Source organism: Pantoea nemavictus, assembly GCF_037479095.1.
In the GTDB taxonomy this organism is placed as follows: Bacteria; Pseudomonadota; Gammaproteobacteria; order Enterobacterales; family Enterobacteriaceae; genus Pantoea; species Pantoea nemavictus.
Genome location: NZ_JBBGZW010000002.1, coordinates 367461 through 385443, shown reverse-complemented (window position 1 = coordinate 385443; position 17983 = coordinate 367461). Strand labels below are relative to the sequence as shown.

General features: G+C 55.5%; 7 protein-coding genes. 5 read left to right on the top strand and 2 right to left on the bottom strand.

Annotated elements, in window-relative coordinates:
* Positions 1–149 precede the first annotated feature (149 nt).
* The 3 genes from WH298_RS21430 (at position 150) to WH298_RS21420 (ending at position 11415) form a co-directional block, all read left to right on the top strand.
* A complete protein-coding gene (locus WH298_RS21430) occupies positions 150–9830 on the top strand; it encodes an Ig-like domain-containing protein (protein WP_180823975.1) in 9681 nt (3226 codons plus the stop codon).
* A 66-nt stretch (positions 9831–9896) separates the two neighbouring features.
* Positions 9897–10805, top strand: a complete 909-nt coding sequence (locus tag WH298_RS21425; protein WP_180823974.1) for an OmpA family protein — start codon at positions 9897–9899, stop codon at positions 10803–10805.
* A 238-nt stretch (positions 10806–11043) separates the two neighbouring features.
* Complete coding sequence (locus WH298_RS21420; RefSeq protein WP_180824297.1) at positions 11044–11415, top strand: ASCH domain-containing protein; 372 nt, start codon at positions 11044–11046, stop codon at positions 11413–11415.
* 434 nt (positions 11416–11849) lie between these two features.
* Here the strand turns inward: WH298_RS21420 and WH298_RS21415 are convergent, their stop codons facing one another.
* Together WH298_RS21415 and WH298_RS21410 are read right to left on the bottom strand one after the other, a co-directional pair.
* Positions 11850–12467, bottom strand: a complete 618-nt coding sequence (locus WH298_RS21415; protein ID WP_180823973.1) for a response regulator transcription factor — start codon at positions 12465–12467, stop codon at positions 11850–11852.
* Between the two features lie 98 nt (positions 12468–12565).
* Positions 12566–16153 carry an ATP-binding protein gene (locus WH298_RS21410; protein WP_180823972.1) on the bottom strand — a complete coding sequence of 1196 codons (3588 nt, stop codon included), beginning with the start codon at positions 16151–16153 and terminating at the stop codon, positions 12566–12568.
* A gap of 415 nt (positions 16154–16568) precedes the next feature.
* On the opposite strand from WH298_RS21410, the gene WH298_RS21405 reads away from it, so the two are divergent.
* Complete coding sequence (locus tag WH298_RS21405; RefSeq protein ID WP_180823971.1) at positions 16569–16970, top strand: hypothetical protein; 402 nt, start codon at positions 16569–16571, stop codon at positions 16968–16970.
* A gap of 183 nt (positions 16971–17153) precedes the next feature.
* A complete protein-coding gene (locus WH298_RS21400) occupies positions 17154–17966 on the top strand; it encodes a DUF2846 domain-containing protein (protein ID WP_180823970.1) in 813 nt (270 codons plus the stop codon).
* Positions 17967–17983 lie beyond the last annotated feature (17 nt).

Sequence of the window (17983 nt, the reverse complement as noted above, 5' to 3'; positions counted from 1 at the left end):
TCCAAGACCCGGCTTGATTCAGACGATTCTTATAGTTGGTAGGATCCTAACATCTGGGGAATGTCTCAACTCGAAAAGACTCTCTCAGGCTCACTCAGCGTCGCCCGGAAGGTTGACGTCAAAATCAATTCACACTTAAGGGATCATCCATGAGTGCAGTTCAGGTAAATGTGGCAGTCGTTGAGAACAACACGATTGTCAAAGCGGATGTATTAACCAGCGCGAAAGCGGTCAAGGTTAAAGCGATTCCGGGCGGCAAATATATTCTTTCAGAAGGTGAGAATGGCTATGCACCGGAAAACATCACATTAAAACGCGTAGGTAAAGATCTGCACGTGGTGCTGGAAGGTGCAGACCTTGAGCACCCGGCACTGATTATCACCGGCTACTATGACAACGCCGGTGAACTGGTCGGTAAAGGCGAAGACGGCCACTGGCATGAATACACCGCAACCAGCGGTGAAGACGACGATCAAGCGGCTTTCCTGCAGGATGGCGAAAGCAGCGCAGTAGCGCTGGGCGCAGTAGAGTTCCCGGGCGCAGCGGGTCTTAACAACCTCACCATGGCAGGCTTTGCGATGTCTCCGGCGCTGATTGCGCTGGGCGCACTGGCGGCACTGGCAGCAGCGACCGGTCTGGGCTTTTTGGCCGGTAAACATTTTGGCAAGAAAGATAGCGACAACGGTAACGGCGGCGACAACGGTGGTGACAACGGCGGTGGTGATCACGACGACGGCAGCAACGGCGGCCCGAACATCCCGACTTCCATCGTAATTGGCAGCGTGAGCGATCAGCAGGGTAACGTGATTAATCCAGGCGATCACAGCTCTGAGAAATCACCGATCTTTGTCGGTACCGGTAAGCCGGGTAACAAAATTGAGATAACCGATGACGGTAAAGTCATTGATACAGTGACTATCGGCGGCGATGGCAAATGGACCTGGACACCAAGACCGCCGCTGGAAGATGGTGAGTACGACATCGTTCTGGTTGAGCGCGATCCTATCACCGATAAGCCAAGCCTGCCGTTGCCAGGCTTTGAACTGGTGGTCGACACCGTGGCACCAGGCCAGGCCATCATCGATGATCTGCACGATGAAGACGGCGCGTCAATCATCAACCCGCCTTCTTTCGAAATTGCCAGCACCTTCAATGCAGGCGAGTACTACACCAATAAAAACAAGCCGACGCTGATCGGTTCCGGTGAGCGCAACACTTTTGTTGATATTTATCTGAATAACGTCAAGGTTGGCGAAGCCGACGTCGGTGCCGATGGCCGCTGGCGTTTTGAATTCACCAATGAGCTGGCGGATAACCGTTACAGCTTCCACGTAGTGAACCGCGATAAAGCTGGCAACACCGGTCGCCCTTCACCGACGCTGAGCATCATCATTGACACTCAGGCACCGGCCGAGCCGGTGATCACCGTCATCGAAGATTCGGCGGGTCAGCCAGTCACCAGCGGCAGTACCGCGGATGCTGAACCGGTGATTAAAGGCACCGCAGAACCATCCGAAGCGGGCGGTAAAATTGAGCTGCGCGATCAGAACGACAACCTGCTGGGCACCGCCATCGTCGGCGATGACGGCACCTGGGTTGTCCGTATCTCTCCGGCGCTGGCCGAGGCACAGTACGAAATTATCGCGGTTATCACCGATAAAGCCGGCAACAAAACCGAAATGACTAACCCGGTGCACCTGGAGATTGACCAGACCGCACCGGAGCTGCCGGAAGAGGGCGGCGTGGGCGAGCCAGGCAATGCGCTGGAAGGCGCGTGGGATAACGTCGATCCGCACACGGGCTGGATCGACCCGACAACCCCAACCAACGATGCGCGTCCGGAGTTCCGCGGTGCCAACCTCGAACCGGGCGACATCGTGTTTATCTACGACATGCGCAGCACACCGCCGGTCGTGCTGGGTTCAAAAGTGGTCGAAGAGGACGGTACCTGGTCCTTTGAGTTGACTTCTGACATGGGTGACGGCGAGCAGCGCGTGGCGATCAAGGTTAAGGACGCCGCGAATAACGAAAGTGACTTCAGCGACGAGTTCGTCTTTATTGTCGACACCGAAGCACCGGCCGATCCGAGCCCGGGCATTGGCGATGGTCAGCCGTTCGAAGGCGCATGGGATGACCAGGGCGACTACACCGGCTGGATTGCCGACAACAGCGTGACCGACGACGCGCGTCCGGAGTTCAAGGGCGTGGGCCTGATCCCGGGCGACATCGTGGTGATCTACAACGGCGACACCGTGATGCACAGCGTGGTGGTGCGTGACGACGGCAGCTGGAGCTGGACGCCGGACGCACCGCTGATGAACGCGGACTATAGCGTGGCGATTGCCATCCGCGACGTTGCGGGCAACGAATCGGCGAAAACCGACTCGCTGGACTTCACCATCGGCGCGGGCGGACGTCCGTCACTGCCGGGCGTGGACGGCATCTTTAACGATGACGGCGATACGCTGGTTCGTATCGACAACGGCTACCACACCAACGACAGCACGCCGCTGATAACCGGTACCGGCACCGACGGCACCCTCATCATCATCCGTAACGGCCCGGGCCCGGGTAACATCATCGGCTCCGAGCGGGTTACCGGTGGCGTATGGAGCTGGAAACCGACCGCACCGCTGGCCGATGACACCTATAACTTCAACGTGGCGGCGCGCGATGCGGCGATGAACGAAAGCGGCCAGACCGGTGACTATCAGATCATCGTTGACACCACCGATCCGGCAGCGCCGGGCGGCGTAACGCTGTGGGATGACGTCGGCGTGACCGGCGAAATCCGCAGCGGCGACACCACCGACGACAGCACCCCGACGCTGCGCGGCACCTCACCGGAAATTGGCGGAGTGGTCTACATCAAGAACGGCCTGGGCCAGACCATCGGCTCCACCGACGTGAAGTCTGACGGCACCTGGGAGTACACGGTTCCTGAGCTGCGCGACGGCACCCACAGCCTGACGGCGCAGGTCGAAGACCTGGCGGGTAACCTCGGCCCGGCTTCACCGGCGCTGGACTTTACCGTTGACACCTCCGGCGTCGGCGTCAGCGTGACGCTGCTGGTCGGCGACGCTAACGCCAGCCCGCTGGAAGTGGGCAATAACGGCGTAATTAACGACACCACGCCGACCCTGAAGGGCACCGCGACGCCGAACTCGGTGGTGAGCATCTACATCGACAACGAGTTCTACGCGACCACGACCTCTGACGCCAGCGGGCGCTGGGAGTACCCGATTGAGCTGCTGGACGGCGAGAAGTCTTACGTCATTCACGCCACCGTGGCGGGCAGCGCCGCGCCGAGCAGCAACTTCGTAGTGGAGCTGGACACGACGCCGCCGGTCGGTACCTTTGACCGCATCGTCGACAACGTCGGCAACCCGATTGAAACCCCGGCGGTGGATCTGCGCAACGGTGACTACACCAACGACCGCGCGCCGATCATGTCCGGTACCGCGCCGAGCGGCACGATTGTCTACATCTACGACGACGTGCTGGGGCTGATTGGTACGCAGGTTGCGCGTGATGGCCGCTGGAGCATCACCCCCAACCCGCTGAATGAGCAGGAGTACAACCTGCGCGTGGTGTTCGAGGATCCGGTTGGCAACAAAACCGCGCTGAGCGATCCGGCGTGGAAAATCATCGTCGACGTGACCGACCCGGCCGTACCGGTGCTGACCGAAATTGAGGACAGCAACGGCAACCCGATCCCGGTGACCGGCGGCGCCACCAACGATGCGTCACCGGTATTCAGAGGCACCGCAGATCCGGCCGACGTAAACTCGACCATCGAGCTGCGTGACCAGGACGGCGTGCTGCTCGGCACCGGCGTGGTAGACGGCGACGGCAACTGGGAAGTGGCGGTATCACCGGCGCTGGAAGAGAAAGAGTATCAAATCTCGATCGGCATCAAGGATCCGGCGGGCAACACCGCAACGGTGCCTACGCCGATCAACCTCGACGTGGACCTGACCGCACCGGAGCTGCCGGAAGAGGGCGGCGTGGGCGAGCCAGGCAATGCGCTGGAAGGCGCGTGGGATAACGTCGATCCGCACACGGGCTGGATCGACCCGACGGTACCAACCAACGATGCGCGTCCGGAGTTCCGCGGTGCCAACCTCGAACCGGGCGACATCGTGTTTATCTACGACATGCGCAGCACACCGCCGGTCGTGCTGGGTTCAAAAGTGGTCGAAGAGGACGGTACCTGGTCCTTTGAGTTGACTTCTGACATGGGTGACGGCGAGCAGCGCGTGGCGATCAAGGTTAAGGACCCCGCAAACAACGAAAGTGACTTCAGCGACGAGTTCGTCTTTATCGTCGACACCGAAGCACCGGCCGATCCGAGCCCGGGCATTGGCGATGGTCAGCCGTTCGAAGGCGCATGGGATGACCAGGGCGACTACACCGGCTGGATTGCCGACAACAGCGTGACCGACGACGCGCGTCCGGAGTTCAAGGGCGTGGGCCTGATCCCGGGCGACATCGTGGTGATCTACAACGGCGACACCGTGATGCACAGCGTGGTGGTGCGTGACGACGGCAGCTGGAGCTGGACGCCGGACGCACCGCTGATGAACGCGGACTATAGCGTGGCGATTGCCATCCGCGACGTCGCGGGCAACGAATCGGCGAAAACTGACTCGCTGGACTTCACCATCGGCGCGGGCGGACGTCCGTCACTGCCGGGCGTGGACGGCATCTTTAACGATGACGGCGATACGCTGGTCCGTATCGACAACGGCTACCACACCAACGACAGCACGCCGCTGATAACCGGTACCGGCACCGACGGCACCCTCATCATCATCCGTAACGGCCCGGGCCCGGGTAACATCATCGGCTCCGAGCGGGTTACCGGTGGCGTATGGAGCTGGAAACCGACCGCACCGCTGGCCGATGACACCTATAACTTCAACGTGGCGGCGCGCGATGCGGCGATGAACGAAAGCGGCCAGACCGGTGACTATCAGATCATCGTTGACACCACCGATCCGGCAGCGCCGGGCGGCGTAACGCTGTGGGATGACGTCGGCGTGACCGGCGAAATCCGCAGCGGCGACACCACCGATGACAGCACCCCGACGCTGCGCGGCACCTCGCCGGAAATCGGCGGAGTGGTCTACATCAAGAACGGCCTGGGCCAGACCATCGGCTCCACCGACGTGAAGTCTGACGGCACCTGGGAGTACACGGTTCCTGAGCTGGGCGACGGCAACCACAGCCTGACGGCGCAGGTCGAAGACCTGGCGGGTAACCTCGGCCCGGCTTCACCGGCGCTGGACTTTACCGTTGACACCTCCGGCGTCGGCGTCAGCGTGACGCTGCTGGTCGGCGACGCTAACGCCAGCCCGTTGGAAGTGGGCAATAACGGCGTGATTAACGACACCACGCCGACCCTGAAGGGCACCGCGACGCCGAACTCGGTGGTGAGCATCTACATCGACAACGAGTTCTACGCGACCGCGACCTCTGACGCCAGCGGGCGCTGGGAAGCGCCGATAGCGCTGGCGGACGGTGAGAAGTCTTACGTCATCCACGCCACCGTGGCGGGCAGCGCCGCGCCGAGCAACAACTTCGTGGTGGAGCTGGACGTGACGCCACCGGTCGGCACCTTTGACCGCATCGTCGACAACGTCGGCAACCCGATTGAAACCCCGGCGGTGGAGCTGGGCAACGGTGACTACACCAACGACCGCGCGCCGATTATGTCCGGCACCGCGCCGAGCGGCACGATTGTCTACATCTACGACGACGTGCTGGGGCTGATTGGTACGCAGGTTGCGCGCGACGGCCGCTGGAGCATCACCCCCAACCCGCTGAACGAGCAGGAGTACAACCTGCGCGTGGTGTTCGAGGATCCGGTAGGCAACAAAACCTCGCCGAGTACCCCGGCGTGGAAAATCATCGTCGACGTGACCGACCCGGCCGTACCGGTGCTGACCGAAATTGAGGACAGCAACGGCAACCCGATCCCGGTGACCGGCGGCGCCACCAACGATGCGTCACCGGTGTTTAAAGGCACCGCAGACCCGGCCGACGTGGGCTCGACCATCGAGCTGCGTGATCAGGACGGCGTGCTGCTCGGCACCGGCGTGGTAGACGGCGACGGCAACTGGGAAGTGGCGGTATCACCGGCGCTGGAAGAGAAAGAGTATCAAATCTCGATCAGCATCAAGGACCCGGCGGGCAACACCGCAACGGTGCCTACGCCGATCAACCTCGACGTGGACCTGACCGCACCGGTACTGCCGGGCGAAGGCGAAGTGGGTGTGCCAGGCAGCGTGCTGGAAGGCGCGTGGGATAACATTGCACCGCGTATCGGGCCGATTAACGTCGACGATTACACCAATGACGTGCGTCCTGAGTTCCACGGCGCGGGTCTGGAACCTGGTCATACCGTTTACGTTTATGACGTGACGGTCACGCCACCGGTGCTGCTGGGCACCCAGATAGTGGGTATCGACGGAACATGGCGCATGGAGCCAACGGCCGATATGGGCCAGGGCGAGCGTAAAGTTGCCATTAAGGTGCGTGATCCGGCCAACAACGAAAGCGAACTGAGCGATGAGTTCGTGTTCATTATCGATAGCGTTCCTCCGGCCGCACCGGAAGTGGGCGGTATTGAAGACAGTAGCGGTAACCCGATTACTGGCGGCGCGACCAACGACAAGAACCCGTTGATTATCGGCACCGGCGATCCGGCTGACGAGGGTTCAACTGTTGAAATTCGTAATGAAGACGGCGATGTGCTGGGTACCGGCGTGGTCGATGAAAACGGCGAGTGGCGTGCAGAGTTCGATCCTGAATTGGAAGACGACGAATACCGCTTGATTGTAGTCATTGTCGACCCGGCTGGTAACGAAACCCCAATGGTGGGTGGACCGATTGAGCTGGAAGTGGACACCGTGCCACCAGGCGAACCGGAGTTTGTCGGCATTGAAGACGCTGACGGTAATCCGCTCGGCAACATAACCAATGTCACCAAGCCAGTGATTGTCGGTACCGCAGATCCAGCCGATGAAGGTCTGATTGTCGAAATTCGCAAACCAGACGGCAGCGTAGTAGGGACCGGCGTGGTTGACGAGAACGGTGAATGGAAAGCGATTATCGATCCGGAACTGGAGGAAGGTGAATATGCGCTGACGCCAGTGATCAAAGACCCGGCCGGTAACGAAACGCCGAAGACCGGTGCACCGATTGATCTGGAAATCGATATCACGCCTCCGGGCGAACCGGAAGTAATTGGTATCGAAGACGAAGATGGCAATACGCTGGGCGACGTAATTAATATCACTGATCCGGTGGTTGTCGGGACGGCGACTCCGGCCGACCAGGGTCTGGTCGTGCAAATTCGCGAACCGGATGGCACCGTGGTGGGAACAGGCATCGTGCAGCCAGACGGCAGCTGGACGGCACCGCTCGCCCCGGAACTGGAAGAGCGTGAATACGAGCTGATAGCGGTGATTGTGGATCCAGCTGGCAACGAAACACCGATGGTTCGTCCACCGATTCAGCTGGAAGTGGACGTTACACCGCCAGAAGCTCCGGAAGTTATCGGCATTGAGAGCGCCACGCCTGGCGAGGGCGTCACACTGTTCGACGTTATTGAGATGATCACCAACAATCCGGCACCGATAGTTTATGGTACCGCGCCGGAAAGTGAAGCCGGTGGGCGCATTGAAATCCGCGACCCGGATGGCAACGTGTTGGGTACTGGCATCGTAATGGAAGATGGCACCTGGCGTGCACCGATCGATCCGGCGCTGGACGAAGGGACCTATAACCTGGTTGCAGTGCTGATTGACCGTGCCAACAACGAAACGCCGATGCGTGACACCATCAATCTGACCATCGACACCACCGCGCCGGTGCTTCCAGAAAGTGAGATTGGACCGGGCAACGCGTTCGAAGGCGCCTGGGATGACCAGGGCGACCAGACCGGCTGGATTGCGGAAACCTCGATCACCGATGACGCCCGTCCGGAGTTCAAAGGTGCCGGGCTGGACGAGTTCGTGGGTGACTTCGTGGTGATTTACAACGGCGACACCGAGCTGATGACCGTGACCATTCAGCCAGGCGGCACCTGGACCTGGACGCCACCGACGGATCTGCCTAACGCCAGCTATGAAATCAGCATCGCGATTCGTGATAAAGCGAAGAACGAGAGTGAGCGCAGCGACGCGTTGAACTTCGAGATCAACAACGCCCTGGGCGTTCCGGCGGCACCGGCGATCTCCGGTATGTTTAACAATGATGGCCCAACGGATGTGGCGATCACCAACGGCTTCACCAACGACACCACGCCAGCGATTCGCGGCACCGGCGTAAACGGCACCATTGTGACCGTCTATAACGGCACCACTATCATTGGTACGGCGCGTGTTGAGGGCGGCGTTTGGGAAGTGATTCCACAGCCGGCGCTGGCAGAAGCGGTTTACTCGCTGACGGCCAAAGCCACTAACAGCGTGGGTAACGAAGGCCCGGCGAGCGCAGCGGTAAGCCTGACGGTGGATATCACCCGTCCGAACGTACCGGTGATTACTCGCGTTGAGGATGACGACGGCGGCGCCATTAGCGGCAGCACCTCGGACCGCGATCCGCTGTTTATCGGCACCGCCGATGCCTCGGAAGTGGGATCGAAGATTGAGCTGCGTGATGCCAACGATAATCTGCTGGGTACCGGCTTCGTGCAGGCTGGCGGACGCTGGGAAGTGCTGGTCACGCCACAGCTGACCGTGGGTGAAAGCTACAACATCAAAGCGGTGATTATCGATAAAGCCGGTAATAAAACCGAGATGGCCAATGGGGTGGATTTGGATATTGTTTCTGGGTTGCCACCTGCTCCGTCGCCAGCAATTGAAGATTTCACGGGGCATGAGGCTTTCGAAAACGGTGCCACTCGGTGGACTGTAAACTTGCCTGAAAATGGCCAGCCATTTACTACAGTTAAAGGTTTAAAAATATCAGCTGGCGTGAACAATGCTTGGATTTCCACGAGAACATCTGAGCAATATATTGCGGCTCAAAGGAATGGATCTACACTTAATAATGAAGTATTGCTTAAAATAGACTTTGGAGCCACTAATCGTATTTCCTTTGATTTTATGGCTGCTGATCAAAATACTGTTGGATACATGCGTATTTACGATATAAGTGGCAACTTAATAACAACTAAAAACATCGATTTTAATGAAACTTGGGGCTTTATTAAAAATGCGTATGAAGCACCATCTGGTACAATGATCGGTCGTATAGAGGTTGTTGGAGACAAAACATTCTACCTGGATAATATTGCTTGGGGAGATATGGCTGAAATACCTCCAGTTATGTTTTCCAATAAATTTACTGAAGAAGACAGTCTGCTGTTAAATGAGGAGTTGATTGAACTAGCTTATATTGAAAAAGGCGAACCACAACAAGCCATTATTGGTACCGACGGTAAACTCGATGTCTTAACCGTACAGGGCGAAGATCAGCTGATCGATCTGACCCGTCTCGGTGAGATGGTGAAATCGGTGGAAGTGATCGACCTGACCGGAACCGGTAATAATACGCTGAATATCAGCCTCGGCGATATTCTGGCGCAGGGCGGCACTAACCTGTTTATTAATGACGACACCACACAAATGATGGTGAAAGGCAATGAAGGCGACGTATTAAACCTCAGCGATTTAGTTGAAGGCGCCGATTCGGGTGACTGGGCGAAAGTGGAAGGCACGGTGCAGGTTTCCGGCGTCCGCTATGAGGTTTATAAGCACAGCTCGCTGGAAGCAGAGTTATTAGTGCAGGAGGGGATCCAGACCAACCTGTTGAATAACTGATAACCCTTAACCTTATTAACCATTATTTAATTCCGGCTCCCTGAACCAGGGAGCCGTGGAGGAGTCATGACTATTTTTAAATCTTCAGCCCTTGTTCTGGCACTAAGCGGCGCGCTGTTTGCTGCAGCACCAGGCACGGCCGCGCCAGCAGCCACCGCGTTTGCCGGCAACTATCAGCCGGTGGCCAAAGTGGCGGCATCGCAGGCGCAGATCGTCTTCTACCGTGAAGCCGACCAGCACGCCGGCAGCGCCAACGTTTACGTTGACGGCGAATTCCAGGCGGCGCTGCTGCCCCAGGGCTTCACCACCTTCTGCGTGGCACCGGGCACCCACAGCCTCGGCGCGTTCGTTAAAGACGCACCGATGTACGCCGGTAAGCGCAGTCAGCCGTTCCGCGCTAACCTGTCGGGCGGCGAAACTTACTTCGTCAAAGTGGGTGACGGCCTGAGCGGTATGCCGCAGTCGGTGACGCGCAGCGACGCCGAGCGCGCCATGAAAGCCATGCGCCAGCAGGCGCACACGCTGTCTCGTGCCTCTACCGTCGAAGCCTGCCAGTACATCGGCGTGGCGGAGAAGCAGTATAAGGATTACTCGCTCTCCAGTGACGTGCTGTTTGCTTTCGGTAAATCTGGCCGTGCGGATATCACCCGCAACGGCCACACCGCGATTCGTGAGCTGGTGCAGCAGATCCGCCGTGAAAACACCACGCTTCGCAACGTGCAGGTGATCGGCCACACCGACCAGATCGGTTCCGCCGCCGCCAACGAAGCGCTGGGTCAGCGCCGTGCGGAAACCATTCGTCTGCTGATGGTGCAGGCCGGCATTCCGGCGCGTGACATCACCGCCGCCAGCGCCGGCATGAGCGAGCCGCTGGTGCACGACTGCTACGGCAGCAAAGCCGAGCAGATCGCCTGCTACGCACCTAACCGCCGCGTGGCCATCCGCGTAGACGGCAGCAGCGAAGTGCAGGAGTAAGCAGGCTGCGCGGTGGGGCGATATCCCCCGCGCAGTAATGCAGCAAAGTTCTCAGGGCCGGTTAATACCGGCCTTTTTTTATGCCTGTCACTAGGTTGCTTAAATCTTTAAGCCCCGGCAATGGCGATATCTCGACAGCAGCGCTTTATGCGCCATTACCAATGCAAATCAATGCGATTAAAGTGGCAATGCAGTTGAATGACGCTCACGAGAAAATAGCGGATGAATGGAGAAGTCAATGCGAGTCTTATTGTCAATTAAACCTGAGTTTGCTGAGTCGATTCTTGCTGGTGAGAAACGCTTTGAATTCAGGAAATCGATCTTCAGAAACAAAGAGGTTAAGACCGTAGTCATTTATGCCACCATGCCGGTAGGTAAGGTGATTGGTGAGTTTGACATCGGCACTATTCTGGCGCGTGAACCGGGTGAGTTATGGCAGGAAACTAAAAAGTATGCGGGCATTACGCGCGCGTTCTTTGATGCTTACTTCATGAAAAGAGCGACGGGTTTTGCAATTGAAATCAAAAATCCCAAGCGCTACACCGAGCCGTTAACCTTATCTGAAATGGTGCCGGGGGCGGTACCGCCACAATCCTTCCGCTATATCTGATCTCTGCAGGTGCCTGGCACCTGCTCTCCACTTAAATATCATCAGGTCTGAAACCCGTAGAATAGCAGAAAGCGTCATCATCTCTTTGGGATGTTTGAAGAGTATTGCTGTGGGCAGTGCAACTACGCAGATTAAAGCATGCATCTGGTTTAAGCGTTACTGAATAGCCTTAATGGGAAATAGACTACGCCCATCCGCGTTTGCAGGAAGGGCAGCCATAATTATCGGTTGCAATTATTATGGCTCATTGCCGTTAGGTTTCCCTGGCGTATTTATAAACGTCACCAGCTTCACTTAATGAAGAGGAGATGTTTCAGTAAACAGCGTGAATCTTGTTGATGTGTGCCTATCAATATAATTCAAATTTGTATCTATTTTATTGTCACCGTAGCGACAGCAAGATATCAAATGCTTCCGAAGACTGCCAATTGAAGCTAAAAAAGAAAATTTCTACGTGCCAGGTCAACAATATCAATGACGTTATTGGTCGCCATTTTTTGCATCATTTTCACTTTATAGGTACTGATGGTTTTATTACTCAGGTTCATTTCCTGAGAGATAGTCTTAATCGACTTTCCAGCGCCAAACATCCGTAACACCTGAAACTCGCGGCGGGTAAGCGAGGATAAAATACGGGCATCATTCGGATATTTATCTTTGTGCTGGAACTGCTCTTTAGAGTAAGCGTGTTTACCCTCTTCAATCTCCTCAATGGACTCAAATAACGTCTCTAACGGCCAGGATTTACACACATAGCCTTCAATGCCCATCTGCAGGCTTTGCTGAATATGATAGTAACTCTCTGAAATAGATAGAATTAATGTTTTAAGTTTTGGGTTGTAACTGCGCAGCAGCTCCAGTTTTTCATAGGCTAACTGATCCTGAAATAACGGCTCCAGGATAAGGATCTGCGGTTTGTGATTAATGTTGCTAAACAGCATCTCATCTAACGTTTCGGCGATAACAGCAATGTTATAACCGCGTTCGGTTAAAATACGTTTTAATCCGCGACGTATAAGCGGGTTCGTTTCAACTACAGAAATAGTGGTCATCCTGAAATAATCCTCCTTTAAACAACCGTAAAATACTGTAACACAGCATTTAGCGGATAATGACCAAGACGTGTCTTTTAAAAAATATCACAGGAGAATTACTCTCCGTCAGCGGTTAACTGACGTTCAAGTTCATCCACTCTCTCTGTGATCGCTATTAATGCTTCACGAAAATCACTAATAGTGCAACTTTCGTCCTGACTGATATTTTCCAGCAGGGCACAGGCTTCTTCCAGTTCATTTCTCTGCATAATTCGTGCACCTCCGAGTAATCGGTGCGCCATTTTGGCTATTTGCAAACGATCACCGCTCTCCACCATTTTTGTCAATTTGTGCAGATCGCTGCGATTGGTGCGAATAACTTCTTCGTGTAAAAACTTTAATGCCTGCAGACGTTTCTGATCGTCGGAGATAATATCTTTGACCGGGGTGAATGCGCTGCGACCCATTAATCGATTCACCGCGTCATGTAATTGTGCGCTGCGCACGGGCTTAAAGAGACATTCGTTCATGCCGGCTTCGCGGCATTTATCCACCACGCTGGATTGCGCATGCGCAGTCAGTCCCAGAATTGGCTTGGGCGCTTTATTGTGCTGCAGCTCCAACTGGCGAATATGGCGCGTCAGTTCAAAACCATCCATGCCAGGCATTGTGACATCGGTGGTGATGAGATCGACCGCCACGCCAGAATGCAGGATTTCAAGCGCCTGCTCGCCACTCTCGGCGGCTATTACCTGGTGGCCCATCATCTCCAGCTGCTGGGTTAGCAGCAGGCGATTGGGGCTATGATCGTCAACAATCAGCACATGCATCGAGCGCTCGTCATCGTCGGCGCTTAGCGCGATGGTTTCTGCGGCGCAGGCCTCAGCGGAGAAGTAAAACAGGAAACTCGCGCCCTCGCCGGGTTCGCTTTCAACCTGCAGTTCACCGCCCATTAACTCCGCTAAGCGTCGACAGATACTCAAGCCCAGTCCGGTGCCGAGCCGCGCTTTGCGTCCTTCAACCTGAACAAACGGAGCAAAAATGCGTTCCTGCTGTTCGCTGGTCAATCCTGGTCCGGTGTCGGTCACATCGATCACCAGATCGCTGCGCCCGTCATTAACCTCCTGAGATTGATAAACGCTTACCGTCACGCTGCCGCTGTCGGTGAATTTGATAGCGTTACTGACCAGATTGGAAACCAGCTGATTAATCATCAGCGGATCAAGCAGATAGGTTGTATGTTCCAGTTCGACTTCCAGCGTCAGTTCCAGGTCTTTTTCGCGCGCGCGATTCTCAAACAGATTGACCACGCTGCTGACCAGCTGCGGCACATCAATACAGCTCGGACGCAGCTCATAGGTGCCCGACTCAATCTTCGACAGATCAAGAATATCGCCAATCAACAGCAGCAGTGACTTGGCCGATTCCCAGGCCACGCGCACGTTCTCGTTGTTGATGCCCTGCTGCTGATGCTCATTCACCTCCAGCTCAAGCAGCCCAATAATCGCATTCATCGGCGTGCGAATTTCATGGCTCATACTGGAGAGGAACACACTCTTCGACTGGTTAGCCAAATCGGCTTCGTCTTTGGCGCTGCGCAGGTCATTCACCAGCTTCTCTTTTTCGCTGATGTCGAGCCAGCCGCCAATCACGCCCACCACCTCGTTGTTGGTGTCACGCCACGGCACAATCCAGTGGTGAACAAAGCAGATGGCGTTATTTAACTTCAGCGGGCCTTCGTAAACTTCCGGCACGCCATCGGTCATTACCCGTTTAATGATGGTTCGCAGACGATCCTTAACCTGTTCATCCAGATGGTCACTTTCCAGTAAATACTCCGCGAGCGTCTTATCCTCTCCCGCGTTCAATGCCTGACGTAATGCCGGGTTGGAGTGCACCAGGCGCTTTTCACGATCCATCACGTACAGCGCAATCGGTGAGGCATCGATGAGCGTGCGCACAAACGCGAGCTGATCGGCAAGGGCACGCCGCGCGCTTTCACGCTGCCGGCTGATGCGGTGAATGTGACGGGTCCACAGCAGCAGCAGCGCAACCACCAGCACAATGCACGCCGCCACTTTCACAATCACACCCTGCCAGTCGCGCCACGATGGCTGGCGCAGCACGTTGTTTTTCGGTTGCCAGTGCGCATTAATGCGCTGCAATGATTCAGGCGGTAGATCCAGCAGCGCTTTGTTCATGATACTGACCAGCAGCGGATTATCAGGGTTAGCGGCCATGGCAATTCGGGCGATGTCATCGCCTAAACGAATACCAATTTTGAAGCCGCGCTCGGGATCAGAGGCGAGCAGATAATTCGCGTCAAACTGGGTGGTCACCACGCCGTCGACTTCCCCTTTTTTCATCATCGCGTAACCCATCTCCACCGAAGGATTGGTCACGATGGCGATATCGGGATAGTGCTGCTGCAGCCACGGCGTTATCGGATTGAACTGCGTTACCGCAATTTTGCGCCCGCGCATCGCCGTCAAGCTGCTGAGGGTGGGCGAGGTGGCATTAACCATCAGCACCACCGGCGTCATCAGATAGGGACGAGTGGTCAGTACATTCCAGGTGGTTTGGTAATCTGCCGTCATCGGCACCACCGCGTAGAGCGCATCCGGATGTTGCTGACCCAAGCGGATCATTTCGGCGCGCCCGTGTGCCGCGATGAAGTTAAACTTCATGCCATAGCGGGACGCCAGCGTATTCATCAAGTCCACCACCACACCGTTGAGCTTGCCCTCTTTATTGATAAAAGCGTTGGGCGCCGTGGTGGCGTTGAACAGCACGGTGATTTCCGGATGGGTGCGCAGCCAGTTCTGCTCTTCCGCCGTGAGTGCGAGCGGATTGGCTTTAATCACATTGTCGCTGGTTAATCCCCAGCGATTGGCAATGCCAATACGGCTGGCGAGCGGGATGCGGTTTAAGGATTCATTGATCGCCCGCAGCAGCAGTGGATTACTTTTACTCACGCCAAACGAGAGATTGAGATTACTGAGTACCGGGCTTTGAATAATTCGGAACTTAGTCGCGAAACCATTCCGGATAATGAAATCGGCGGTTGAGCGATTAATCCAGGTCGCGTCGCTTTGCCCCCACGCCACGGCAGAAACGGCATTGATGTAGCTTAATTCGGGTTTGATACTGGCATCCGGATAAGCCTGCGCCAGCTCCGAAGCGCGACTGTAATCGGCAATATAGTTCAGCGTACGTCCCGTTAAGTTCAGCGGCGAGTTCGCTGGCTCTTTATCGCGTAACAACAATACCGAGTGATCCAGCAACCAGGGCAGGCTGGGAACGATGTTGTCGCTTGGGTACAAATCGGCATTGTAGGCGCTGAGTAAATCGATGCTGCCCGCCGCTAATGCGGCCTGCGCGTCTGCAGGGCTGGCAAAGCGATGCACTTCAACTTTGACATCTAGCGCGCGTTCCAGCACATGGATGTAATCTGCCGCTAAGCCTTCATAGGTTGTGGGATCCACGCTCAAATAAATCGGCGGCTGATCGGGGCCCCAAACGCCCACTTTTAAGGTTGGATGCTGAGCCAGCCAACGGGTGATGGGCGCATCAAATTTAACCTGCGTAGTGATGACCTCGCTGCGTGGAACTAACGTCAGAGGTGTGGAAGCCGCTGATACCGCAGTGGCCAGCAGGCTTAATAGCACCAAGGCAATTCCTGAGTTAAGAAGTTTTCGCAGCATAAAAACGTGTGGTCCTGTAGGAAAATTTGCGTAGATCACCGCAGGTTAACGGAGGGATCAGGTTGCTGTTAAGCGTAAAGATAGGCGGGAAGTGTAGCTTTTTCCTGGATGCCCGACGAAGAAATATCATGGTTATGAATCAATGCAAGACACGTCTTGCCGATAATCAGCGCGTGCCATCAAATCACGCAGCAATATTCATTTAGCGCTAATTTCCTTATTGGCAGATAAGCGTCACTGACAGCGTGTTCAGGTGACATTTTGCTTGCTAAAAGCGGCAAAACACCGCGCCCGAAATAAACCAAGATGAGTCTTGTATCCGATATGTAAGAAAATTCCTACTATCTGCCGCATCCGATATCGCGTCTAACCAATGAGTCAGTTGCGATATTTCTATCTCAACATAGGGTTTAAAATGAAAAGTATCGTCACTGCCATTAGCGCCGCTTTATTACTGTCCGGTTGCGTGGCAGCCAATAAATCGACTCCTGCACCTGAAGTAAAATCCGTGGTAACGGCCCCGGCACAACCTTTACGTGTTTCTGCTGCCGAATCTCAGACCCAGGATTACGCCTCGCGTATTATGCAGTGCCGTAAAGAACTGGATGCACTGCAGACCTATAACGTGGCTAAACATCAGCAATTTAAAAATGAGTTTGATAGAACCGCTGGCCAATTGAAAAAGTACCTCGAAGTTAAAAATGGTATCAGCAGTGATGTAAATGATTTGGCGATGCCTAAATATCAATTTGCTATTCGCGATGTGTGCTTCCGGGTAAAAAGCGAGCTGGCGACCAGCATTATTAAGGCAGCTTAAAGAACATCATCATTTAAACCCTGTTCAGCAAAAGAACGGGGTTTATGGTTTTATCGGGTTTTAAAACCGGGATACATCTTGTTCCAATAAAAACTCAATTTACCTAGGCTGGCGGCAATTAAAACGTTGTAGAAGGTGGCGGTATGCTGCCGCTCTATTTAGACATTTCCAGGGAAATCTAAAATGCCTGCTGCTAAGCGTCTGGTGATTGGCTCGCTGCTGTTTGCTGCCGTTGTACCTTCGGTTATTGCCTCGACTGTTTCAACCAATCCTTTTGGTGAGGCTTATCGGAAACATCAACCGGTGACGCAAGCCCTGAGCCAGGTGGTATTTTACCGGCAGAATGCTCTTGTCACCGCCAGTGGTGGAGCAAATATCTATATCAATGGAAAAATGCACACCAGCTTATTGCCCGGCGGTTACACCTCTTTCTGTGTACAACCCGGCACTCACCATCTTGGCGTAAGGTTAGGGCGGTTTTTACCTGCCACGGGAGAGGATAAAAGCCAGTTTGTGACCACCATGAAGCCCGGACGCACCTATTTCTTGCGGGTAGATGAGCATACCTTGATGCATGAACCGCCTAAATCGGTCAAATCTGCGTTAGGGGAAGATGAGTTAAAACAGACGCGTCGCCAGGCGCATTTGCTGTCCCGCGCCACGTCCGCGCTGCCCTGTGCCTTTGATTATGCCTTGACGCAGCCCAGGGTAGATTATCTGTTACCCAGCCAATCGCTGTTCTTATCTGACACCACTTTGTCGCAGCAGGGACGCGAAGCCATCGCCGATTTAGTGGTGCAAATCCGCCAGGACCACGCGTGGATCAATCAGCTGCAAGTCAATATGGTCGATCCAGGTAGCACCCGGCCCGCGCAACAGCAGCGTGAAGCGCAGTTCCGTCAGGCGCTTATCGATGCCGCTATCTCTCCCGACAGCATCACCTTCGTGCGCAATGCGCTGCCGCAGCAAAACGTCTTTGTTCTGCAGGTCAATTAATTTCAGTTGGCAATATC